Raw genomic sequence first — 21,718 nt, forward strand, 5'->3', positions numbered from 1 at the left:
GGCGTCTTTCGCCAACGCCTCATCAAGTCACAGCATGCGGCGCAGGACATCGTTTCGAGGGTCGCGGTCATAAAACCGATGCTTGAGGGCGCCGGCGACATGCACCAGGATCAGGCCGAGCAGGGTATAGGCGAGCACTTTGTGCAGCCACTGGAAGACGACGAACCAGTCGTCATTCTTGCCCAGCAGCTCCGGAAGGTTTACCCCAAAGAAAAACACGCCGTCGCTCATCGTGTAGGTGCTCGACATCGAGTAGCCCATCAACGGCACGATCACCAGTAGTGCGTACAGCGTACGGTGCGCAAGTCGTGAGGAAACCCGCTCATACCGTGCCAGTGTCTCCGGCGGTTGCGGTAGCCTGGCCGTTTTCACCCGTAGGCCGATCTGGATCAGGACCACCAGGAATGCCAGCACCCCGAAGGATTTGTGCCACGGGTAATAGAGCTCATATTTGCTTGCCACTTCGTCATCGAGCCCGGTCATGTGCCAGCCCGCCCAGAGGAGGCCGGCGATGAGCACTGCGCGCACCCAGTGCAAAATCCGCAGGGACGTCGGATACCGATCAATTATTGTTTGATTTGCCGGATTCATCGCGGTCTCTCCATCCATTATCAAAGCATCGAAAATGCGCGTTTGAACGGCCACCCTCTACGGCACAAGCGGCTTGGAAGGTGGCCGGGTCAATGCGGGTTATTTTGAGCTGGGCAGCAGTACGGTAATGACCTTCTCCTCGGTGTAGGCCAGCGCGCCGCTGAATCCGCCTTCTCGGCCAATGCCGCTGGCCTTGACGCCGCCCCAGGGCAGGTTGGCGTCCAGCGGGCTCCAGCAATTGATGCCCACGGCGCCGGCCTTCATTGCCGCCGCCACGCGATGCGCCCGCGCCAGGTCCCTGGTCCAGACCGTGGCTGCAAGGCCATAGTTGGAATCGTTGGCCAATGCGATCGCCTCATCCTCGCTGTCGAACGTGATCACCGTGCCGACGGGACCGAAGATCTCGTCCCGGGCGATCGCCATGTCGTTGCGGGCGTTGGCGAAGATCGTCGGTCGGACGAACCAGCCTTGTTCGGGGCTCGATACGCCGCCGGCCAGCAGGGTCGCACCTTGGTCGATGCCCAGTTGGATGTAACGGTTGACGCGGTCCAATTGGGCTTTTTTGGCCACCGGCCCCATCTGCACGCCAGGTTGGCGAGGATCACCCACTTTGACGGCGCGTGCGGCATCGGCCAGCGCCGCGGCGAAGCGGTCGGCGAGGCCGCGTTGGACCAGAATACGTGAGCCGGCCGCGCAGACCTGTCCCTGGTTGGCGAACAGGCCGAGGGAGCAGCCGAACAGCGCGTCATCGAAGGAGGCATCGTCGAAGACGATCTGCGGGCTCTTGCCGCCCAGCTCCAGGGCCACGCGCTTGAACAGCACGCCGGCGGTGCGCTGGATCTCGCGGCCGGCTTCAGGGCTGCCGGTGAAACTGATCTTGTCGACATGGGGGTGTTCGCACAGGGCACGACCCACCTCGTTGCCGTAGCCGGTCACGACGTTGATCACGCCGTCAGGGAAGCCCGCTTCCTGGGCCAGTGTTGCCAGGTGCAGGGCCGACTGTGGCGTTTCTTCCGAAGGCTTGATCACGACGGTGCAGCCTGCCGCCAGCAAGGCGGCGAGTTTCCACACGGTGATCATCAGTGGTGAGTTCCATGGAACGATGGCCCCGACGACGCCCACCGGCTCCCGCACCGTGTATGAGAGGGACTTGGTGCCGAAGTAGCCGCCGGAGGGAATGGTCCGCCCCTCAAGCTGGTTGGCCCAGCCGGCGGAGGCGCGCAGGTTGGCGACGGCGTTGGGTACGTCCAGCCGGCGCGGTTCCATCGGTGAGCGGCCGATGGCGTCGGCGTCCATGTCGGCCAGCAGGTCGGTGTCGCGTTCCACGAGGTCGGCCAGTTTCGACAGCAGCCGAGCGCGCTGGGCGCCATCAAGCTGGCTCCAGGCGCCACGTTCGAGCTGGTTGCGTGCGGCCGACACGGCTCGGTCGACGTCTTCGGCGGTGCCGCGGGCGCAACTGCCGTAGACCTGTTCAGTCACGGGGTTGACGAGGTTGATGCGGTCGCCGCCGGAGGCTTCGAAAGACGCGCCTGCGATGAAGTGTTTCAAGTGATCAGTCATTTTGAAGTCCATGGGTGATAGACAGGAGTCGGGGACATGTCACGCCTCGAGGGAGTCCAGAGCGTCGCCGAAGATGTCCAGTGCCTTGAAGAACAACGCCCGTGAAATGGTCAGCGAAGGCATGACGCGCATCACGTTGCTGTAGCGTCCGCAGGGAATCATCAGTACACCGTGGCTGAGCAGGTAACCCATGAGCTGGCCGATTTTTTCCGGCGCCAGGGGCGCCTTGGTGGTCGGGTCCGAGACCAGCTCGATGCCGATCATCAAGCCGCGACCGCGGACTTCACCGACCAATGGGCTGCCGAAGCCACGGATACGTTCCTGGGCTTCCAGCCCCAGTGTGTGGGCCCGGTTGAGCAGATCAAGCTCCGGGTCCTGTAGGATGCTGATGTTGGTCAGCGCCACTGCCGCGGACAACGAGTTGGCGGCGAAGGTGTTGGGCATCGATCCGTCCGGAATCGCCGCCGCCAGGTCCGAACGCATGATCAGGCCGGCCATGGGCAAGTCGCTGCCGATGCCCTTGCCGAAGGTGAGCATGTCGGGCTTCACGCCGGAATGCTCGACCGCCCACATCTTGCCGGTACGCCCCGCACCGGACTGCACTTCATCGACGATCAGCAGTGCACCGCTACGGTCGCAGGCCTTGCGCAGCAGTTGCAGGAATTCTGGCGAGGGGGGCACGTAGCCGCCTTCGCCTTGCACCGGCTCCACGATCACGGCAGCCACGTCGTCGGCGGCGGTGTAGGGGGTGTTCAGCAGGTAATCCACGTACTCACCGGCGATCTGCTCGGCGCTTTTGTGGGTGGTGTCGAAAGGGAAGCGATAGGCATAAGGGTAGGGCGCGTGAATGACGCCACCCATCTGGGCACCGTAGCCTTTGCGGTAAGCCGTGCCTGTGGTGAGCGCGCCGGACGCGTTCCACACACCATGGTAACCACCGTGGAAGGCGATGATCTGGTGCCGTCCGGTCACGCGCTTGGCGAACTTGATGGCCGCCTCCAACGCATCGCTGCCGCTTTGGGTGAAGAACGTGATGCAGTCGCCGCGCAAGCCGTCGGGTGCGATCTCGGAGAGCTTGGCGGCCAATTCGGTGCGCCGGGTGCTGTTGACCTCCAGGGCGTGCATCAGCACTTCGGACTGTTCGCGAATGGCCTGCACCACCTTCGGATGGCAGCGACCTACGCTGCTGACGCCCACGCCCGCGGACAGGTCGATGTAGGTATTGCCATCGGCGTCCTTGAAGGTCGCGCCGAACGCCCGGTCCATGGCCACCGGCATGCGTCCGCCGCCGCGGGCCATCGACTCGGTACGTGCCGACAGCGCCAGGGCCTCGGTGGTCTTGGGGCCGGGGATGGCAGAGGTTATCTGCGGGGCGTCCGCGAAATGGAGGGATTCAAGTTTGGCTTCACTCATGACGGTCTCTCAGGATGTCGGTTTCAGTGTCTCGATCATCCTCGTGGCCCGTTCCTGGCCGGTAGCCCGAATCGGCACATTGGAAGGCTGCCGCGTACCTTCCTTTCGAAGATCTGGCGATCATGAAAGAAAATTTGCAGAATTCTCTTAATGTGAGAATATCGGTCGTGAGGGCGATCTAAAAACAAGAATATTGGCCGAGGCTTTCGTCATCATGAAAAACCTGAACATCAGCCACTTCCACGACATTCATGTCCATGCCGCCACCGTCCAGGAGTGGAGCCAGGACTACAACCAGCTGACCGCTGGTTCGGCTGAGAGCTCATTGATTCAGTTGACGACGCCGCGCTGCCACGTCTTTCGCGAGCAGATCAACCAGCGTGTCGTGCAGCACGGCGTGGCCCCTCGGGGCAAGATGTGCTTCGCCGTGCCGATCACCGTCCCGGGTACGATCCGGATGCAAGGGCGGGAAGTGGATGACAGCAGCCTGTTCTTTCTTCATGGCGGCGAGGAGTTCATGTTCCACATGCCGATGGGCATGGAGCTGCTGGCGATCACCTTCGAGCGTGAGTTGTTCGAGCAAGCGTTGGTGCAAACCGCGTCGGCCAAGGAAATCGGTCAGTTGCTACGCCAGCCGGTGATCAGGCTTTCCACCCAACGCTACGCCGAGGCTCGCCGGCGAATGCTGGCGGCGTTCTCCCAGGCGCTCTTGAGTGAAGAACTCGACAACGCGCAAGACCGGGAAATGGCGCTGGAGCAGACCATGCTCGACGAATTGCTGCAGTTGATGACCGACCCCGCCTGCGACAAGCAGCAGCGCGCGCCCAGTTCCACGCGCAGTTACATTGTCGAAAAATGTCACCGCCTGGCGACCGCGCAATCGAACAACGTGCCCAGCGTGGATGAGTTGTGCCAGCGACTCCAGGTGAGTCGGCGTACCGTGCAGAACAGCTTCCGTTCGGTGACCGAGACGACGCCGGTCAATTACCTGCGCTCCGTAAGGCTCAACGGCGTGCGCCGAACCTTGATGTCCACCCCAGCGTCCCAGCTCTCGATTGGTGATGCCGCCGCCCAGTGGGGCTTCTTTCACCTCAGCCATTTTGCGGCCGAATACCAGGCGCTGTTCGCAGAGTTGCCGTCCCAAACCGCGCGCGCTGCCATCGGCGGTTGTGCGCTTGCTTGAGCATTTTCCTGCACAAGGATGTAGAAAAGATGAATAGCCTTCGCCGCCTGCTCAGGGTCTTCGACTTGTTTCGCCCTGAGCGGCCGGTCATTGATGTGGACGTCATTTGCCGGGAGCTCGGCTACACGCCTGCCACCGCCTATCGTTATCTGCGCGAACTCGGCGACGCGGGTTTCTTGAAGCGATTGCCACGGGGCTATGCGCTCGGCCCACGTATCGTCACGCTGGAGCATCAGATGACCCACTACGATCCATTGCTGGCCTGTAGCCGAGGCCTGGTCGACAAGCTGGTGGCCGACACCGGCCTGGATGCGCTGGTCAGTGAATGGCATGGTGACTCGGTGGTCAATGTGCTGATCCAGCGGGGCTCCGACGCCGGCCCGGAAGGGGGCGACCGGGGGCGGCCGATCGATCTCTTTCACAGCGCGACCGCTCGGGTCGTATTGGCCTATCTGCTGCCGCGTCAGATACGTCGCATCTACGACGTTCACGCCAATCCCACGCAAGTGCTGCATCAGGAACTGCAGTGGAAGCCGTTCACCAAGGGGCTGCTCGCCATTCGCAAGCAGGGCTACTGTATCAGTGAAAGCGAGCTGCACCCGGGACGCAGCGGCGTCGCGGCACCGATCTTCGATGAAAAACGCCGAGTGCTCGGGAGCATGACCCTGGTGGGGCGCAGCGAGCGGTTCCGCGCGTTTCAGCAGGGCTACCTGTGCGACCTGGTCACCGGCGCGGCGTCAGAACTGACGGCGCGCATTGCCCTGCAGTGAAGTGAGAGGGGCCACACGCCCTGATGCTTGTCAGTTAGGAGCAGACGGCATAAACCCTGTGGGAGCAAAGCTTGCTCGCGATAGCGGCAGAGTCGTCAATATCGTGGTCGGCTGGCTTACCGCAATCGCGAGCAAGCTTTGCTCCCACAGGTTTGCAGCTTGACTAACTGGCATTAGCCACACCCCAGGCTTTTTTGAGGCGAGCGCGGCGATTACCGATTTGGGCTAATGGGGCGTTCAGGGAGAGGCATAGGATCGAATCCAGCGTGCAACAAGAACAATAACGCTATTCGGTGACGGTGAGCGTTTGACTGCACCGATCCTACAGCGACTGCCTCATACAATAAGGTCAAGAAAACATGAGTGTACCTCTCCCGGTCAATAGCTCCACGGAACTCAAGCGTGGGGCCTTGGGTGTCGGCTTCATCATCTTCTTCGTGGTCTCTGCGGCGAGCCCCTTGAGTGTCATCGCCGGCGGCTTCCCCATTGGCATCATGTTGGGCAACGGCGCTGGCACACCGGCGTTGCTGATCCTGGCCTTGCTGGTGCTACTGGCGTTTTCGGTGGGCTACACCACCATGTCCCGGCACGTGACCAACGCCGGTGGTTTTTATGCGTTCACCTCTCGCGGCCTGGGTGGCTTGGCCGGTGGCGCAGCGGGAGTGTTGGCAATGTTTGCCTACAACATTCTCCAAGTCGGGTTGTACGGCATGTTCGGGGGCGTGGTCAGCGGGACGATGGAAAGCGTCTTCGGCCTGGTATTGCCCTGGTGGTCGTACTCGCTGATGGCAATGGCCAGTGTCGCGATCCTCGGCTATCGCAAGATCGACCTGTCGGCCCGGGTGCTGTCGGTGATCGTGATTGCCGAATACCTGGCGATCCTGCTCCTGGACTTTGCGATTCTGAGAACCGGCGGCGACAGCGGCGTCAACCTCGACGCTTTTGACCGCACTCACGTCTTCAGCGGCACGCCGTCCATCGGCTTGCTGTTCTGCTTCGCGGCGTTCATCGGCTTCGAGGCCACCACCATCTACGGCGAAGAGGCCAAGAACCCACAACGGACAATCCCGATTGCCACCTACTGTTCGGTGCTGCTGATCGGTGGGTTCTACGCGCTGTCGGTCTGGTCGATGGTCATCGGCGTCGGGGCGGACAAGATCGTGGCCACGCTCCAGGCCTTGCAGGACCCGACGACGTTTATCTATGGCATGTCCGACCACTTTGTCGGCCCGCAACTGACCCAGGTCATCCGCGTGCTGTTCATGGTCAGCATCTACGCCGGCCTGCTGGCGTTCCACAACGCCGCGGCACGTTACTTCTATGCCATCGGACGTGACGGTTTGCTGCCCAGCCGCTTGGGCACCACCCATCGCGTCCACCAGAGCCCGCACATGGGCTCGGCGTTGCAGAGCTTGATTTCCGCCGTGGTGGTACTGATTTTCGCCGCCATGGATGCCGACCCGATCCTGCAACTGTTCGCCTGGCTGTCCAACCTGGCGACGTTGTGCGTGATTCTGCTGATGGCGCTGACGTCCGCGGCGGTCTGGGTTTTTGCCCAGCGCCACCCGGAACTCAAGCTGGGGATCTGGCGTGGGCGGATATTTCCTGGTTTCTCTTGCGTGGCCCTGTTGGCGGTCCTGTTTATCGCGGTGGTGCATTTCGATGTGCTGACGGGTGCGAGCAAGGCTTTGTCATATGGCCTCTGCGCGATCATTCCGGCGGCGTTGCTGGTGGGTGTGTTTCTGGCGGCGCGACTGCGCAAGGCGGCACCGCAGCGGTATTTGGTGCTGGGTAGTCACAAGCTATAGATGCTCGCGCGGTGTCGATGGCACTTGAGAGAGATAAGGCTAAGCTCATTGAGTTCCCGCACTCCGATACCTCGGCAACTGGAGTGCCGGGCTGGACTGTAAAAGCACAGGAGTCTGGCGATGATGCTTCCACGAGCGTTGGCATTCGATGTATTCGGTACCGTGGTTGACTGGCATTCAGGCGTCGCGCGTGAGGCGAGTCCATTCGTGTCGACCTACCTGCCTGCGATCAGCCCCACAGAGTTTGCAATGCAATGGCGCCGGTTGTATGCGCCAGCGCTGCGCGAGTGCATCGAGGGGCATGGCGGTTTCGTTGTCCTGGATACATTGCACTACGAGACGCTGCTTCAGTTGTTGACGTCTTACGGCCTGCAGGTCGACAAGATTGCTCCAGAGGAATTGCACACGCTTGCCCATGCCTGGCGTCGCTTGGACCCATGGCCTGACGTGGCCGAGGGATTGGCCCTGCTGCGCCGACGCTTCGCGGTGGTGACCTTGTCCAATGCCAATGTGGCCTTGATGATCGCCATGAACCGGTACAACGGTTTGCAGTGGGACGCGCTGCTGGGAGCGGAGTTCGCGCAAACCTATAAACCGGATCCAGCCGCGTACCTGTCCACGGCAAAGGCACTGGGTTTGAAATCCAATGAGCTTTGCCTGGTGGCCTGTCACCACAGCGATCTTGCTGCAGCCAGGAATTGTGGCCTGATGACGGCCTATATCGACCGACCCATGGAATACGGTGGAGCGCCGGCCCCCGATGCCGCCGACGCCCAGGATTGGGATTGGCAGGCGGACAGTTTCATCGAGCTTGATCACAAGCTCCGGTGAGCATAAGGGGCGCAAAGGCCAGCGTTGCGTAGCCTTTGAGGATGTGACGCATAGAAGATCCTGTCTGCCGGGACCTACTGATGCATCTCCGTTACGGACATGGTGAACACCAACCTGGATTTGCCAGCGTTGGAGTAGGAATGGGGAACATCGGTCTTGGCCACTGCCGAGCTTCCCGCAGGGATGACCAACTCCGTTTCCCCTACCACGCATTTCAGCGTGCCTTTCTCCACATGAAACAGTTCAAGCGTGCCCTGAGGATGCCCCTGTGAAGTGAAAGATTCGCCTGGGTGCATTTCCCAGCGCCACAGCTCGATCATATTGGGGCCGGACGTTCCTGCCAGAAGTCGCGCTGTTCCTCCCAGGTCACCGGTCCAGAGCGTGGGGATGTCCTGGCTGTCGATGATATGAGCAGAGGGGGCTTCGGTCACATTGACGATGTCTGCAACAGACAGTCCAAGCGCGGCGGCGATTTTGCAGAGGATGCCAATGCTGGGGTTCGCCGTACATTTCTCTATTTCGACGACCATTCCTTTGCTCACCCCTGAACGACGGGAAAGCTCATCCAGCGTGATTTTCTGTGCCTTGCGCGCCTGTTTGAGCGTGCGCGCGACGGCCAGGCTGACGGCTTGAGCATCAGCACCTGGGGTCGTCGGCAGGCTGCTATTCGTGGTCATTGATGAGGTCATGATGGGAGGAAAAAGTGCTGGGATTCTCGGTCTTTACCGATAGGCCCGTCAATCGACTCATTCGCTATATTAGGTGATCATGGTCATTATATTGACTTTGTTGGTCGGCGCTGGATAGCATGAAATGACATTTGGATTCCTGGAGGTTTTGATGCTGTCCGTACTGCCGTTAATCGATCGAGCCGTTGCAGAGCTGGTCCCGGGGTTCAGGGCTCTGAGCATTGTGGTGCAAGCTGCGCCGCTGACCCATCCTGAGGTTGCTCAGGCCGCACTGGACCGGGCTTGCAAGGCAGTGCGGGAGGGTGGGCCAGGCTGGGGCGAAGCACATTTGACCGCGTGGGCCGATACATTCCGAAAGTTTGGAGCCAAGCCGCAGCGCACGCCTTGTTCAGCCGAGGCGTTGCGTAAACGGGTGTTGCGCGACGGCAGCTTGCCTAGCCTGGATCCCATCGTCGATCTCTACAACGCCATCAGTCTTGAGTACGCCATCCCTGTTGGCGGGGAAAATATCGAAGCTTATGTGGGCTCCCCACGGTTGGTAGTCGCCGATGGCACCGAGCCCTTTGACACCCTGAAAGAAGGGGTTCCTGCTGTCGAATATCCAGACGCCGGCGAAGTGGTCTGGCGCGACGACAAAGGCGTGACCTGCCGTCGCTGGAACTGGCGGCAAGGTGTCAGGACCCGTCTCGATGCGGAGGCGAAGTGCATGTGGTTCATTCTGGAAAGTTTGCCGGCGATGCCGCTTGAAGCCTTGACGGAAGCGGGGGACAAACTGATCGAAGGTTTGCAACGAATGATGCCTGGCGTCCAGATCGAAAGTTCGTTGATGGGGCCTGGGGCTAAATAGTCGACAGATAATCCTGGGCAAGTGAGCAGGCAAGTAAGCTAGGCTGTTCGCACGACAGACCGTCGGTATTCGACGGCCTGAAAACAAAGGCGCTATGAATGTCGAAGCATTTGCTGTTGGGCTGGACCCGCTCCTTGTGTGTGCTTGCTGCCTTGAGCGGCGCGGCCACCCTGGCAGTCGCTGCCTCGCCTGAACAAACCGCTACGGCGGCATCGGACACGCAATCGGTGTCCCTGGCAGGCGGCAAGCTGAAGTTCGTGCTCAACGGTGTCGAGACCCGTATCTTGAACAGCGAGAACGGCGGCACGATGTACTTCGATCCGAAAAGCGAGCGGGCCATCATTGTTACCGAAGGTCCGGCGCCGACTGCGGGGACTACCCCGGACGCTGCGTTTCGCCTTGCCGTGGATACCGTGAAGGAAAAGCAGCAGGCCGCGTCACCCAACTTTCGCATGACTAGCGAGAAGATCCTTCAGGTGAACGGCTTGAAGATGCACCGCCTGGACGGCACCGACGATTTCAATGGCCTGCAGCTACTGATGGCCTCGTTGATGACGATGAACGATCATAAGATCACCATCATCGAAGTGATGTCCAGCGTAAACGACCCGGCCGGCCATACTGCTGCGTTGGAGAACATTCTGGGCGAGTAAAGTGGAACTCTATTACAGGCTATCGGGGTCCCCAAAAAACATCTGAATCCGCGACCGCAACCAGCGCTCCCCCGGATCGTTGTCCTGGGACCCGCGCCAGGCCATGTGCAGCTCGAAGCTGCGTACCGGTATGGGCGGGTCTTCGGCGCGTACGCCACCGGCGGCGGTCAGTGCGTCGGCGGTGTAGTCGGGCACGGTGGCGATGATGTCGGTACCCGCCAGCAGCGTGCTCAAGCCGTTGAACTGCGGCACGGCCAATACGACATGGCGCTTGCGCTCGAGTTTGGCCAATTCCTCATCAATGAAACCGCTCAAATCCCCTGCGAAGGAGACCAGCGCGTGGGGGCGGGCGCAGAATTCGTCCAGGGTCAGTCGTCCCGGCGCGGTGTCGGCCCGCAGCACTTTGGGCATGCTGCGCCGCAAGACCTTGCGTTTGGCGTTGGCCGGCAGGTCGTCGGTATAGCTGACACCAATGGAGATTTCGCCGGAGGCCAGCAAGCCCGGCATCAGAATGTAATTGACCCGGCGCACCACCAGCACGATGCCTGGCGCTTCGGCCCGCAGGCGCTTGAGCAGCATCGGCAGCAGGGCGAATTCGGCGTCGTCCGACAGGCCGATGCGAAATACCGAGGTGCTGGTAGCCGGGTCGAACTCCGCAGCGCGGCTGACCGCCGTGGAGATCGAATCCAGGGCTGGGGAGAGCAGGGCGAAGATCTCGACCGCCCGGGCCGAAGGCTCCATGCTGCGGCCGGTGCGCACGAACAGCGGGTCATCGAACAGGCTGCGCAGGCGCGACAGCGCTGCGCTGATGGCCGGCTGGCCGAGAAACAGCTTCTCGGCCGCGCGGGTCACGCTGCGTTCATGCATCAACGTTTCGAACACGATCAACAGGTTCAGATCGACACGCCGCAGGTCATTTCGATTCATCTGGGGTCCTGGCAGATTCGGCAAGCTTGACGTGAGCGGCCATATGGGAACAATGGCCGGCATGAATCTTACGGGGAAAGGCTGGTACTCTGCATCGGGTAAATGCATTTTCTTGGGATAAGTCTTACAGGACTGGTTCGGTTTTCTTGCTGCGGAATCAATGACAGGCATGTCGACTATTAATAGCCACTGATGGTCTTGGCTACAAAGCCCGGATAGAGTTCATGGCATTAGAGGTTACTTTGACGAGGTTTGCGATGTCCCGCACGATCCGTTTTCACAAGTTTGGTGGTGCCGAGGTGCTCAAATGCGAAGAGCATGCGGCGGCTCTTCCTGCGCCAGGAGAAGTGCAGGTCCGCGTCGAAGCGATCGGCATCAGTTGGTACGACACCTTATGGCGTCAGAACCTGGCGTCGTCCCAGGCACGCCTGCCTTCGGGCCTGGGCCATGAAATGGCCGGCGTGGTCACGGCCGTCGGTGACGGCATCGATGACTTGGCGGTGGGCGACAAGGTCGCCAGTTTTCCGGCCGAAAGCCCGAACGATTATCCGGTGTACGGCGAAGTCATCGTGCTGCCGCGCACTGCGCTGACCCGTTATCCCGACGTGCTCAGCCCGATCGAAGCCGCCGTGCATTACACGCCGCTGCTGATCGCCTATTTCGCCTACATCGACCTGGCGCGGGTCAAACCGGGGCAATTCGCCTTGGTCACCGATGCCAGTCATTGCGCCGGCCCGTCCTTTGTCCAACTGGGCAAGGCCTTGGGGGTGAGGGTGATCGCTGCCACCAAGACGGCGGACGAGCGTGAATACCTGCTGTCGCTGGGTGCCGAGAAAGTCATCGTCACCGAAGAGCAGGACTTGCTGATGCAAATCAACAAGCTCACCGACAACCGTGGCGTCGATGTCGTGTTCGACGGCCTTGGCGGACCGCAGATGTCGTTGTTGGGCGATGTGTTGGCGCCCCGTGGCAGCCTGGTGTTGTACGGCTTGCAGGGCGGCAACCAGACACCGTTCCCGGCCTGCGCGGCGTTCCAGAAGAACATTCAGTTCTTCGTGCACTGCATCGGTAATTTTACTGGCAAGCCGGAACTGGGCATTATTCAGGACCAGGTGGCGCTGCAACGCGCCTTGCGTGACATCAATCAACTGACCGCCGATCGCGTGCTGTTGCCGCTCAAAACTCGGGTTTTCCCGTTCTCCGAGTTTGTCGAAGCTCATCGATACATGGGCGAATGCCCTTGCCGTGAGCGCGTCGCCCTTCAGGTCGTCGACCCCGCCTGATAGCTGTCTTGCGCAAGAGTCATCGCCCGGCTCTTGCGCCGCCTTCGGTTTGATCCCCACCCTCTCTTCCCCAAGACACCCGCTGGCTAGTGGCGGTGTGTACGTGCGTTGCAGCATCCATCAAGTGGCCTGTCCGAGTTTGCTCAGGACCGAAACGCCCGGCCGGTTAAGATCTGAACTGGTTTTTGCCCGCAATCTGTATCTTCTAATCATTATTTAAGTCCTGATAATTGAACGCTTGATTTCCATATCAAGGAAGAAGTCGTGGTGCGGTATAACTTTTTCGAAGGTCTTCATCCTTCAAGGCACATTCAAGGTGCAACGAGCTTTAATTGGAACCGGGCTATCTATCGAACCTTGGGGAGGCAGGGCGGGATAGAGGGTCGATTCAAGTTGGGCAAGTTCCTTATTTCGCGTACTCATTGTCTGTGGGACGTTGTCGGAATTCTCCTAGGACGTGCCCCTTGCTTGGCGAAGCCCAGTATTTACGCGGCCCGCGGCGGGGGAGCCAAGGCGTGTCGGGTGGCTCTCTGCGTATGTATCAAATAATTACGACAAGCTCCGCTTGAGCGTATTGCTAATACTCTTTGAGTACTAGAACGATCCATTCAGATCAACACGTCGCGCGGTCACGTTGGTGCGGGTGCGGCGCCGATAGTTGAATTTCAGGTAAATGGCTATGAGTGCAATTCATGAGCAAGCAATGACTCACGTGTATCAACAGATACTTCAGCGATTGTTAGGTTTTTATTCGCGGGCCGAACGGACCGCGTTGCAGCTTTTGATCCAGCGATTGATTGTCGCCGCCGGAGGCATCGACCGGATTGGCGATTATCGGGTGTTGACGGTGCAGAACGGCAGCCGGGAGGGCTTTTACGTGCTGACCGCTTTGCGGGCCGCGCAGCTCAGCATCGCGGGCCGGCATCCGGTGACCTTCGCCTTGCGCGTCGCCACGCCACGCCTGAGCGAGACCACCCAGGCGACGCTGGAGAACATTCATCGCTGCTACAGTGCGCTGTTTGTCTATGACGACCCCCGGGTCGAATTGCTGATGGCGGATAACCGTGAGGTATTGCCGTTCAATCACCGGCAGCCCTTGTCGGTAGCCGGGCACGAGGCCAACCGCATGGACCTGCTGGCTTTGGGGCACCTTCGCTCGGTCGACAGCCCCCTGGAAATCGGTGGAGAAGGCTACCTGGCGATGACCGAATTCTATCGGCACATGGCCCGCTGGGAGCCTGGCGTGGATTCGATGGTCAGCAGCGATACGCCGCGCCAGCAAAAACTGTTTATTTCAGGGTTGCGCCGCGCTGCCCGCAAGATCGGCCTGCCGATCGACAACATTGGTTGTTTCGACAGTCTCTTTGCGCACCTCGATACCCTGAACAACGATCTCTACGAGCATTTCTACGGTCCCGAGCGCCTCGGCGCGTGGAAACCCGAGGGGCATTACGAGGCTTGCCGGCGGATGAGCCACATTGGCATCGACGACCTGATCGTCGATCGCCAGGAAGGCACCAATTGGCCGCTGTTCAACGAATTCCTGCGGGTACAGACCGATCACCTCATGCCCTCGACGAGCGAAAACGAATACCTCAGCCCGTTGCTGTCGGCCCATTTGCATGGGCTGCAGGCTTGCTACGTGCAGGGACGCAGCTACGAAACGGGGTACGGCGACTACGTGGAGCGGGCGATCATGATCATGCATCGCAAGCAGTTGCCGGAACATGCCTGCGAGCAGGCCCGGGCGCTGTTCGGCTTACCTTCGTCGATTCCCGAACGCCGCGCCTACGCCGCCCTCCAAGCGCAAAAGACCCTGGGGCTCAGCGAAACGCAACTGGTGTGCATGGTGTTCGCTCCGTTCGTGGGGCAGGGCGCGGGCCTGGAACAGTTCCTGCGCTGTTGCCACCCCGGCATGCTGGTAGCGATGCCGGACCTGCACAAGGCCATGCAGGGCGCGCCCGTAGCCGATCAAATCGCGCAATGGATGGTCGACGTCAGTGGCCTGCCCGTCGGTGTTCTTGGCAAGCTGTACCAGGCGAGCGTGGCATTGCCGGACCAACCGGACACGGCTCCGGGAGTAGATCTGCAACAGGTCCTCGACGACATCGACACGGCAGAGGCCGGGCAGGCTGCCGATGAGCCGCACGAACACTCGGCAAGGCATTGAGGAACGAGGTTTGATGGAGTCGTCTACCTCCTACCTGGTTGTTACGCCCGGCGTTGCGACCTGGCCGGCTGCAATCCGTTCTCCTGGCGTGATCCGATGAAAGGTTGCCGGGAGACAGGCTTCGCCTACCAGGCGGTTTATCGCTACCTGACCACGCTGATCAACGAACTGGAGGTCGATGCACGGGTGCGCTTGCCCTCGTTGCGGCAATTGGCCGAGCGCTTGAATGTGTCGATATCCACCATCCAGTACGCGTATTCGTTGCTGGAGAAGGAAGGGCGGGTCTACTCGATCGCCAAGTCCGGTTATTACGCACTGCCGGCGCCCAGCACGACGACCCTGGACGGTGGCGGCGATCTGCTCGAAACCTTGTATGTCAACGCCCGACGGCCAGGCATGCTGGTGCTCAGCGCGGATGAACCGGCGTCGATGCAGCCATTGGACAGTCCGATGTTGCTGCTCGAGCGCGAGCTGCTGCGCCAATATCCACGTTCTTCGCAGACGCCCTCGCAACCCTGGGGCGAGCTGGAACTGCGCACCGCGCTGGCGGCCCGCTACACGTCTTCGCCGGCCCGTTGCTGGAATGCCGATGACGTCTACATCGGTGCCGACCTGCGGGGTGTCCTGGAGATCCTGATTGCCGTACTGGCACTTCGGGGCGCCACGGTGCTGATCGAGTCGCCTTGTGACTGGGCCGTGTTGCGCCTGCTGCAGGCCGCTGACATCAACATCATAGAGTTGCCATTGCTGGTCGGCGGGGAAATCGATATCGAGCAGTTGGAGCAACTGTTGGAAAGCGAAATGGTGCGCCTGGTGATGTTGTCGTCGGTCCTGAACATGCCAACGGGGTCGTTCGTTCCTGAAGAAAACCGTCGTGCCGTCGCTCAGTTGTTGGAACGGCACGGCATCTGGGTGCTGGAGAACGACAGCCATACGGACCTGGCGTTCGAGGTCGGGGCGACACCTTTTCGGGACTTGCTCGACCCGGATCGGTTGATCGTCTATTCCACGTTCGAGAAGACTATCGGCCCAGAGGCGCCGTATGGCTACCTGTTGTCGCGCCAGTTGACCCTGCAACTGCAACGACATTTCCTGCTGCGTGCGTTTCGCCTGTCGCCGATTCGCCAGAAAGCTATCGCCCGGCTGTACAGCAACGGGCGGATTGACCAGCATTTGCTGGTGTTGCGGCGCCTGCTGCGCGAAAGCGCGGTTTCGACCACGCAATTGCTGCGCGAGCGGCTCGGGGATAGCTTGCAATGGGTGGAACCCCAAGGTGGCGCGACGATCTGGATGCGCTCGACGCGACGGGTCGATTTGCGGCGGGTGTTCCATCGGCTCCTGGCCCAGCGAATCGTCATCGCGCCGGGCGAGCTGTTCAGCCTTCATGGCCTGTATGGGCAACATATGCGCGTGACCCATACGCTCAGTGGGCCACAGGACCTGGACGCGGCATTGTGCGCGTTGGCCGACGCCTTGAGGCTTGAGCAATCGTAATCGGCGGCGATGGATCGAACCCATCGCGCCATGGTCGAACTGTCAGTAAACTGCACCCCATTTCCCGAGCCACTCCACCCAGAGGTTTTGCATGACAGTCAGTCCATTTGCGGGCAAGCCGGCACCGGCAGAGTTGTTGATCGATATCCCGCGACTGGTGACGGCCTACTACACCGGCCGACCCGATGCATCGGTTGCGACCCAGCGCGTGGCATTCGGCACTTCCGGCCACCGTGGCAGCTCCTTTGACCTGGGCTTCAACGAGTGGCACGTCTTGGCAATCAGCCAGGCGATCTGCCTGTATCGCGAAGCCCAGGGCATCAACGGCCCGTTGTTCGTCGGTATCGACACCCACGCGCTGTCGACCCCGGCGGGCGCCAGCGCATTGGAGGTGTTCGCGGCCAACGGTGTGACGGTCATGATCGCCGAGGGGGATGAATACACTCCGACGCCAGCGGTTTCCCATGCCATTCTCTGTTACAACCGTGGTCGCACGTCAGGCCTGGCGGACGGCATCGTCATCACGCCGTCCCACAACCCGCCGCAAAGCGGTGGCTACAAGTACAACCCTACCAACGGTGGCCCGGCCGATACCCACATCACCAAGTGGATCGAAGCCAAGGCCAACGAACTGCTGGCCAACCAGCTCGCCGGCGTCAAGCGCGTCAGTTACGAGCAGGCCCTGAAGGCCGATACCACCCACCGCCACGACTACGTCAACAGCTATGTGGCGGACCTGATCAATGTCATCGATTTCGATGCCATCCGCACCGCCGGGTTGCACCTGGGTGTCGACCCGTTGGGTGGGGCGGGCGTGCGCTACTGGCCGGCCATTGCCGAGCATTACCGCCTGGACCTGGAGGTGGTGAATACCCACGTGGATTCCACCTTCCGTTTCATGACCGTCGACTGGGACGGGCAGATCCGCATGGACCCATCCTCCAGCCATGCGATGCAAGGTTTGATTGGCCTGAAGGAGCGTTTCGACGTGGCCTTCGCCTGCGACCCGGACCATGACCGCCATGGCATCGTGACGCCGTCCGGCGGCCTGTTGGCGCCGAACAATTATCTGGCAGTGTCGATCGACTATTTGTTCCAGAATCGCCCGCAATGGCGCGCCGATGCTGGCGTGGGCAAGACGGTGGTCAGTAGCGGCCTGATCGATCGCGTCGCCAAGCGCCTGGGGCGCCGCCTCTATGAAGTGCCGGTGGGCTTCAAGTGGTTTGCCGACGGCCTGTTCGATGGCTCCCTGGGCTTTGGCGGTGAAGAAAGTGCCGGTGCTTCGTTCCTGCGCAAGGATGGCGGCGTCTGGAGTACCGACAAGGACGGCCTGATTCCGGCGTTGCTGGCCGCAGAGATGACGGCGCGTACCGGTCGTGATCCGAGCCAGGCCTACCGCGCCTTGACCGACGAACTGGGCGAACCGTTCTCGGTACGCGTCGATGCCAAGGCCAACCCGCAGCAGAAGGCGCTGTTGAGCAAGCTGTCTCCGGATCAGGTGACGTCTACCGAACTGGCTGGAGAGAAGATCCAGAGCATCCTCAGTCATGCGCCAGGCAATGATCAGGCCATCGGCGGCTTGAAAGTCATGACCGAAAACGGCTGGTTCGCGGCGCGTCCGTCCGGTACCGAGGATATCTACAAGATCTACGCTGAAAGCTTCATTGGCGAGGCGCACCTCAAGCAGTTGGTGGCTGAGGCGCAAACGTTGGTGGATGGGGCTATCACTAGCAAGTGATTGGCTGGCAAGTCTTGCTCCAACCTGTGGCCAGGTGACCCATGTGGGAGCAAGGCTTGCCCGCGATACAGACGATGCGGTATTTCAGAAATCGAGGCGCCCATTCGCGAGCAAGCTTTGCTCCCACAACCCTCTCGCCACAAAGTTAATCAAGCCAGGTCCACGAGCACGATTTCGCTGTCTTCGATCGCTGTCACTCGCAATACCTGTTCAGCTTCAATCGCAACACCGTCTCGAGCTTGTGCGCGTAAGCCATTGATTTCTATTAATCCTGTGGCTGGCACAAGATAAGCACGTCGTCCGGCGTCCAGCCGGTACTCCGCACTTTCACCCGCTTTGAGATTGGCCGCTACCAACCGCGCGTTGGCGCGAATGCGCAGGCTTTGGTCATCGCCGGCCTTGCCACTGGCCAGGGTCACGAAGCCTTCGCGCGAGTCCTTGGGAAAAGGTTTGGCACCCCACGACGGTGCCAGGCCTTCTTCGTTGGGAATGATCCATATCTGGAAAATGCGCGTGGCCGTCGATTCCAGGTTGTACTCGCTGTGCGCAATCCCGGTCCCCGCGCTCATGACCTGTACATCGCCAGCCTCCGTACGGCCCTTATTGCCCAAGTTGTCCTGGTGACTGATCGCGCCTTCGCGCACATAGGTGATGATTTCCATGTCTCGGTGCGGGTGTTGAGGAAAGCCGCTGCCGGGGGCGATGACGTCGTCGTTCCAGACCCGCAGGTTGCCCCAATGCATGCGTTGCGGGTCGTAGTATTCGGCGAACGAAAAATGGTGGTGGGCATCCAGCCAGCCGTGGTTGGCGGCACCCAAGGTGGCGAAGGGCCTGAGTTCGAGCATGTTCGTGTCCTTTTCGCTGAGAAGCAAAGCCAGGGGTTGATGGGGCTATTTTCGCCAGGCAAACCATCGATAAAAAGCGTAAAAAACGCGTCAATCCTATCGTCTATTTAGATACAAAATCGCGAGGTGACTTTCACTTCATCGCCTAAACCCATGACTTAAAAGCTTTTGGGTGGAACCTGGCGGCAAATACAGACACCATAGCTGTCATGGTTCATGAACACCGGAGTCCCCAGCGTGTCGCAACACACTCCCGATATTCCCCCCGAGCTTTTGCCCCTGGCCCAGATGCCGTTGCTCAAGCGCCTGGCCGCGCGGTTCTTCGGCCATGGCCTGACGCGCCTGCGTGCCCAGCACCGGGCATCCTGGTTGCACGGCCAGGCCGACGGTTTTCGCAGCGGCCATACCGCTGGTTTCGACTATGGCTATAAGGAAGGCAGGGCCGAAGGGCTCGAAGAGGGCCGTCAGGTCCTGTTGATCCGCGATTCGCGCAGCACGGAGCATCCGGCACCCCAAGTGGATGATTTGTTGTTCGACGACTGGCGCCTGCCGCTGACCGCCGAGCTGAAGAAACGCATCAAAGCGGATGTCGCTCGATTGCTGCCAGCGCATGCACAACCCAGTGCCGCGCAATGGAAGATGATCTTCAGCGACACACCGTCTACGTCGGTGGTCGCCGGGGCGGGTGCGGGCAAGTCCACGACCCTGGTGTTGCGTATCGTGCTGCTGTCCCACTACTTGGGCTTCGAGCTGGATTCGATGACCGTGGTGACCTTCACCCGGGAATCGCGCAAGGATTTCATCCAGAAGCTGATCGAAGTGTTCCGCCTGTGGGGGCGAACCGTCAGCCTCAAGGAGGCTCGCGACCTGGTGCGGACCTTTCATTCGCGTATCTTGCCCATGGTCCGCAGCCTGCCTGGGTTCGAGCGCCTCCAGGCCTTCGAGACCCTGAGTCATCGCGGCGAAGCGGACGACGACGGTCAAGGCAATCCTTTTGACTTGCGCATCAATGACGTCCAACGCGGGCAACTCAACGCCTGTTATTACAGCCTTTACCAACGCGACGCACGCTTCCGGGAACTGATCCAGCCGCTGTCCCGCCACGCCTTGCAACTCAAGGAGCTGGAACGCGAGCATCCGGATGTGCAAAAACGGGTGGCCGTCACCGAGCTGGCGGCCCAGCGCGACGAAGAATTGTGCGACGCCGTCGAGGACCTGTGGTTTCGCGCCGGCGCCTGGCCCATCAAGGGAATCGAGCCAAAACGACAAAGGTTCGAAATCAACGGTTCGACGTTCCACTGTCATGGCTACGCGCCATCCCTGGATGCCTGGGTAATGCTGGGTTTCGATCCGCGGGAAGATGCCCGCCTCAGTCGCCCGGGTGCCAAGTTGAGTATCCGTGCGGAGTGGGCCGTAAAGCGCACCTTATTTCAAGCTTTCTGTCGTAAGCCACTGATTTGGCTGGAAAGTTATGAGGCGTCAAAGCGTGTGGTGGCCACAATGGCTGGCGACGCCAGCGCGGGGCCCGGGTTCGACTACAAGGTCAAGGGCGAGCTGGCTTCGGCGCCATTGCTGGACTGCTTTGTCGCGGCGGCAGGCTTTATCGAGAACCTTGGCCTGGACGTCCCGGATGCAGTGGGCCGGATGTCCTTCGCCCGAGATGACCCTGATCGATATTTTTTCGAGGCGTTGAGTCGCTACTGGCGGGCCTTCGAAGACCATTTGCTCAATCAATCGCCACCGGTCATGACCTACAACCGTATGTTTGCCTTGTTCAGCGAACATTCGCCGGAAAACTTCAAGTTGCTGGGGGATGCCTTGCTCAGGCCGCTTTCGCACTTGATGATCGACGAGTTCCAGGACGTTTCGCCGCAGATCGTTTCCTGGCTTCGCGCCAGTCTCCGGGAAGTCCGTAGTCGTGGTCCTGCGCTGCATGTGGGGCGCGGCGCCCAGCGTTCTTCCTTGTTGTGTGTCGGGGACGATTGGCAATCGATCTATGGCTGGCGCGGCAGTTCGCCGAGCTATTTCATGGCGTTCAACAAGCAATTTCCGTCACCCGCGACAACGCGGGTCATGCTTACCGACAACTACCGCAGCCACCAGCACATCATCGACGCTGCCGAGCACATCGTGCGCGCCGCTGCGGCTATCCCGGGTAAAAAGGCCAAGGCCAGCGGCATGCCTCGTTCGCTGAGTCCGGTCAATGTGCTGGATCGAGACGATGAAGGCCTGGCCTTGCGATTGGAGGAGCATTATCGCAAGGGCGATTCCATCTTGATGCTGTATCGAAAAAGCAGTGATAAGTTATTGATAGAAAAGAATATTCAGTCAGTAGTTAATGTGGATTCTAGCTTGCCTCACGAGGCTCGGCGGCTCAGGCAGATGACTTACCACAGTGCCAAGGGGCTCCAGGCTGATGCGGTGTTCTTGTTGGGTGATTGCCAGCATCTGAGTAGTTCGCCCTACAAAAATCAGGTTTATCGAATGGCTGGGCTGGGGCAGGACGGGGATGCTGAGCCTTACGACACGGCGCAAAAAGATGAAATTTTGCGTTTGGCGTATGTGGGGATTACTCGTGCGGTGCAGCATTGTTATTGGTATGTCGATGGGCTGGATGGGCAGGCGGCCAATGGGCCTAAGGCTTCGGATCGTGTTGCTGCGGATAAGCCCTTTTTTGCGGATCATCGGCGTCTTCGTAAGGGGTAAGGCTTCTGTTCCTGGGTATGTGTGTATATCCGTTATTTAGGTAACGGCGGCTTAGGGTTCCGCCCTTACGGCGGGTCACTTTTGAAGAGCGCCAAAAGTAACCAAAAACGCTTTGCCCCACCACTCGGCACCTCGCCTAGGCTCGGTGTGCCCTCACTCCGGCATTGCTCCGTGGGCCGCCGCGAAGGGCCATCCATGGCCCAGCGCGGC

17 protein-coding genes are annotated in these 21,718 nt (G+C 60.4%); 11 read left to right on the top strand and 6 right to left on the bottom strand.

What is annotated here, in order from left to right; translation table 11 throughout:
- Positions 1 to 27 precede the first annotated feature (27 nt).
- The 3 genes from J3361_RS25740 to J3361_RS25750 form a co-directional block, all read right to left on the bottom strand.
- A complete protein-coding gene (locus J3361_RS25740) occupies positions 28 to 591 on the bottom strand; it encodes a cytochrome b (RefSeq protein ID WP_207966916.1) in 564 nt (187 codons plus the stop codon).
- Between the two features lie 99 nt (positions 592 to 690).
- Positions 691 to 2,151 carry an aldehyde dehydrogenase family protein gene (locus tag J3361_RS25745; protein WP_207966917.1) on the bottom strand — a complete coding sequence of 487 codons (1,461 nt, stop codon included), beginning with the start codon at positions 2,149 to 2,151 and terminating at the stop codon, positions 691 to 693.
- Positions 2,152 to 2,190: 39 nt separating this feature from the next.
- Positions 2,191 to 3,564, bottom strand: a complete 1,374-nt coding sequence (locus J3361_RS25750; protein ID WP_207966918.1) for an aspartate aminotransferase family protein — start codon at positions 3,562 to 3,564, stop codon at positions 2,191 to 2,193.
- A 214-nt stretch (positions 3,565 to 3,778) separates the two neighbouring features.
- Between J3361_RS25750 and J3361_RS25755 the strand changes: the two genes are divergently transcribed.
- The 4 genes from J3361_RS25755 (at position 3,779) to J3361_RS25770 (ending at position 8,156) form a co-directional block, all read left to right on the top strand.
- Positions 3,779 to 4,747 carry a helix-turn-helix domain-containing protein gene (locus J3361_RS25755; RefSeq protein WP_207966919.1) on the top strand — a complete coding sequence of 323 codons (969 nt, stop codon included), beginning with the start codon at positions 3,779 to 3,781 and terminating at the stop codon, positions 4,745 to 4,747.
- Between the two features lie 29 nt (positions 4,748 to 4,776).
- Entirely contained in the window at positions 4,777 to 5,517 is a 741-nt protein-coding gene (locus tag J3361_RS25760; RefSeq protein ID WP_207966920.1) for an IclR family transcriptional regulator C-terminal domain-containing protein, read from the top strand.
- 359 nt (positions 5,518 to 5,876) lie between these two features.
- Positions 5,877 to 7,325, top strand: a complete 1,449-nt coding sequence (locus J3361_RS25765; protein ID WP_207966921.1) for an APC family permease — start codon at positions 5,877 to 5,879, stop codon at positions 7,323 to 7,325.
- 120 nt (positions 7,326 to 7,445) lie between these two features.
- On the top strand, positions 7,446 to 8,156 hold the full coding sequence (locus J3361_RS25770) for a haloacid dehalogenase type II (protein ID WP_207966922.1): 711 nt from the start codon (positions 7,446 to 7,448) through the stop codon (positions 8,154 to 8,156).
- Between the two features lie 74 nt (positions 8,157 to 8,230).
- Here the strand turns inward: J3361_RS25770 and J3361_RS25775 are convergent, their stop codons facing one another.
- Positions 8,231 to 8,833, bottom strand: coding sequence for a helix-turn-helix domain-containing protein (locus tag J3361_RS25775; protein ID WP_207966923.1), 603 nt, complete (start codon positions 8,831 to 8,833; stop codon positions 8,231 to 8,233).
- Positions 8,834 to 8,996: 163 nt separating this feature from the next.
- Between J3361_RS25775 and J3361_RS25780 the strand changes: the two genes are divergently transcribed.
- Entirely contained in the window at positions 8,997 to 9,692 is a 696-nt protein-coding gene (locus J3361_RS25780) for a B3/4 domain-containing protein (protein ID WP_207966931.1), read from the top strand.
- Positions 9,693 to 9,790: 98 nt separating this feature from the next.
- The gene (locus J3361_RS25785; RefSeq protein ID WP_207966924.1) at positions 9,791 to 10,345 is read left to right on the top strand and encodes a hypothetical protein; all 555 of its coding nucleotides are present in this window, start codon (positions 9,791 to 9,793) and stop codon (positions 10,343 to 10,345) included.
- Between the two features lie 12 nt (positions 10,346 to 10,357).
- Here J3361_RS25785 and J3361_RS25790 read toward each other — a convergent pair whose 3' ends face one another.
- Positions 10,358 to 11,272 (bottom strand): LysR family transcriptional regulator, encoded by a 915-nt coding sequence (locus J3361_RS25790; RefSeq protein ID WP_243459022.1) that lies wholly within the window; start codon positions 11,270 to 11,272, stop codon positions 10,358 to 10,360.
- Positions 11,273 to 11,529: 257 nt separating this feature from the next.
- Here J3361_RS25790 and J3361_RS25795 point away from each other — a divergent pair, with 257 nt between their 5' ends.
- The 4 genes from J3361_RS25795 to pgm all read left to right on the top strand — a co-directional run bounded on the left by J3361_RS25795 (position 11,530) and on the right by pgm (position 17,957).
- Positions 11,530 to 12,555, top strand: coding sequence for a zinc-dependent alcohol dehydrogenase family protein (locus J3361_RS25795; RefSeq protein WP_207966925.1), 1,026 nt, complete (start codon positions 11,530 to 11,532; stop codon positions 12,553 to 12,555).
- Positions 12,556 to 13,234: 679 nt separating this feature from the next.
- Positions 13,235 to 14,725: a hypothetical protein gene (locus J3361_RS25800; RefSeq protein ID WP_207966926.1), complete on the top strand. Its 1,491-nt coding sequence runs from the start codon at positions 13,235 to 13,237 to the stop codon at positions 14,723 to 14,725.
- Positions 14,726 to 14,821: 96 nt separating this feature from the next.
- On the top strand, positions 14,822 to 16,219 hold the full coding sequence (locus J3361_RS25805; RefSeq protein WP_207966927.1) for a PLP-dependent aminotransferase family protein: 1,398 nt from the start codon (positions 14,822 to 14,824) through the stop codon (positions 16,217 to 16,219).
- A gap of 91 nt (positions 16,220 to 16,310) precedes the next feature.
- Positions 16,311 to 17,957: a phosphoglucomutase (alpha-D-glucose-1,6-bisphosphate-dependent) gene (gene pgm / locus J3361_RS25810; protein ID WP_207966928.1), complete on the top strand. Its 1,647-nt coding sequence runs from the start codon at positions 16,311 to 16,313 to the stop codon at positions 17,955 to 17,957.
- A gap of 149 nt (positions 17,958 to 18,106) precedes the next feature.
- Here pgm and J3361_RS25815 read toward each other — a convergent pair whose 3' ends face one another.
- Positions 18,107 to 18,802 (bottom strand): pirin family protein, encoded by a 696-nt coding sequence (locus J3361_RS25815; RefSeq protein WP_207966929.1) that lies wholly within the window; start codon positions 18,800 to 18,802, stop codon positions 18,107 to 18,109.
- A gap of 237 nt (positions 18,803 to 19,039) precedes the next feature.
- Between J3361_RS25815 and J3361_RS25820 the strand changes: the two genes are divergently transcribed.
- Complete coding sequence (locus J3361_RS25820; protein WP_207966930.1) at positions 19,040 to 21,508, top strand: UvrD-helicase domain-containing protein; 2,469 nt, start codon at positions 19,040 to 19,042, stop codon at positions 21,506 to 21,508.
- Positions 21,509 to 21,718: the final 210 nt, after the last annotated feature.

This window comes from Pseudomonas sp. OA65 (assembly GCF_017498305.1).
Taxonomy (GTDB): Bacteria; Pseudomonadota; Gammaproteobacteria; order Pseudomonadales; family Pseudomonadaceae; genus Aquipseudomonas; species Aquipseudomonas zanjanensis.

Bases quoted from the DNA above. Each gene is read 5' to 3' on its own strand.
- J3361_RS25740 (WP_207966916.1), bottom strand. From the start codon at position 591: ATGAATCCGGCAAATCAAACAATAATTGATCGGTATCCGACGTCCCTG.
- J3361_RS25745 (WP_207966917.1), bottom strand. From the start codon at position 2,151: ATGACTGATCACTTGAAACACTTCATCGCAGGCGCGTCTTTCGAAGCC.
- J3361_RS25750 (WP_207966918.1), bottom strand. From the start codon at position 3,564: ATGAGTGAAGCCAAACTTGAATCCCTCCATTTCGCGGACGCCCCGCAG.
- J3361_RS25755 (WP_207966919.1), top strand. From the start codon at position 3,779: ATGAAAAACCTGAACATCAGCCACTTCCACGACATTCATGTCCATGCC.
- J3361_RS25760 (WP_207966920.1), top strand. From the start codon at position 4,777: ATGAATAGCCTTCGCCGCCTGCTCAGGGTCTTCGACTTGTTTCGCCCT.
- J3361_RS25765 (WP_207966921.1), top strand. From the start codon at position 5,877: ATGAGTGTACCTCTCCCGGTCAATAGCTCCACGGAACTCAAGCGTGGG.
- J3361_RS25770 (WP_207966922.1), top strand. From the start codon at position 7,446: ATGATGCTTCCACGAGCGTTGGCATTCGATGTATTCGGTACCGTGGTT.
- J3361_RS25775 (WP_207966923.1), bottom strand. From the start codon at position 8,833: ATGACCACGAATAGCAGCCTGCCGACGACCCCAGGTGCTGATGCTCAA.
- J3361_RS25780 (WP_207966931.1), top strand. From the start codon at position 8,997: ATGCTGTCCGTACTGCCGTTAATCGATCGAGCCGTTGCAGAGCTGGTC.
- J3361_RS25785 (WP_207966924.1), top strand. From the start codon at position 9,791: ATGTCGAAGCATTTGCTGTTGGGCTGGACCCGCTCCTTGTGTGTGCTT.
- J3361_RS25790 (WP_243459022.1), bottom strand. From the start codon at position 11,272: ATGAATCGAAATGACCTGCGGCGTGTCGATCTGAACCTGTTGATCGTG.
- J3361_RS25795 (WP_207966925.1), top strand. From the start codon at position 11,530: ATGTCCCGCACGATCCGTTTTCACAAGTTTGGTGGTGCCGAGGTGCTC.
- J3361_RS25800 (WP_207966926.1), top strand. From the start codon at position 13,235: ATGAGTGCAATTCATGAGCAAGCAATGACTCACGTGTATCAACAGATA.
- J3361_RS25805 (WP_207966927.1), top strand. From the start codon at position 14,822: ATGAAAGGTTGCCGGGAGACAGGCTTCGCCTACCAGGCGGTTTATCGC.
- pgm (WP_207966928.1), top strand. From the start codon at position 16,311: ATGACAGTCAGTCCATTTGCGGGCAAGCCGGCACCGGCAGAGTTGTTG.
- J3361_RS25815 (WP_207966929.1), bottom strand. From the start codon at position 18,802: ATGCTCGAACTCAGGCCCTTCGCCACCTTGGGTGCCGCCAACCACGGC.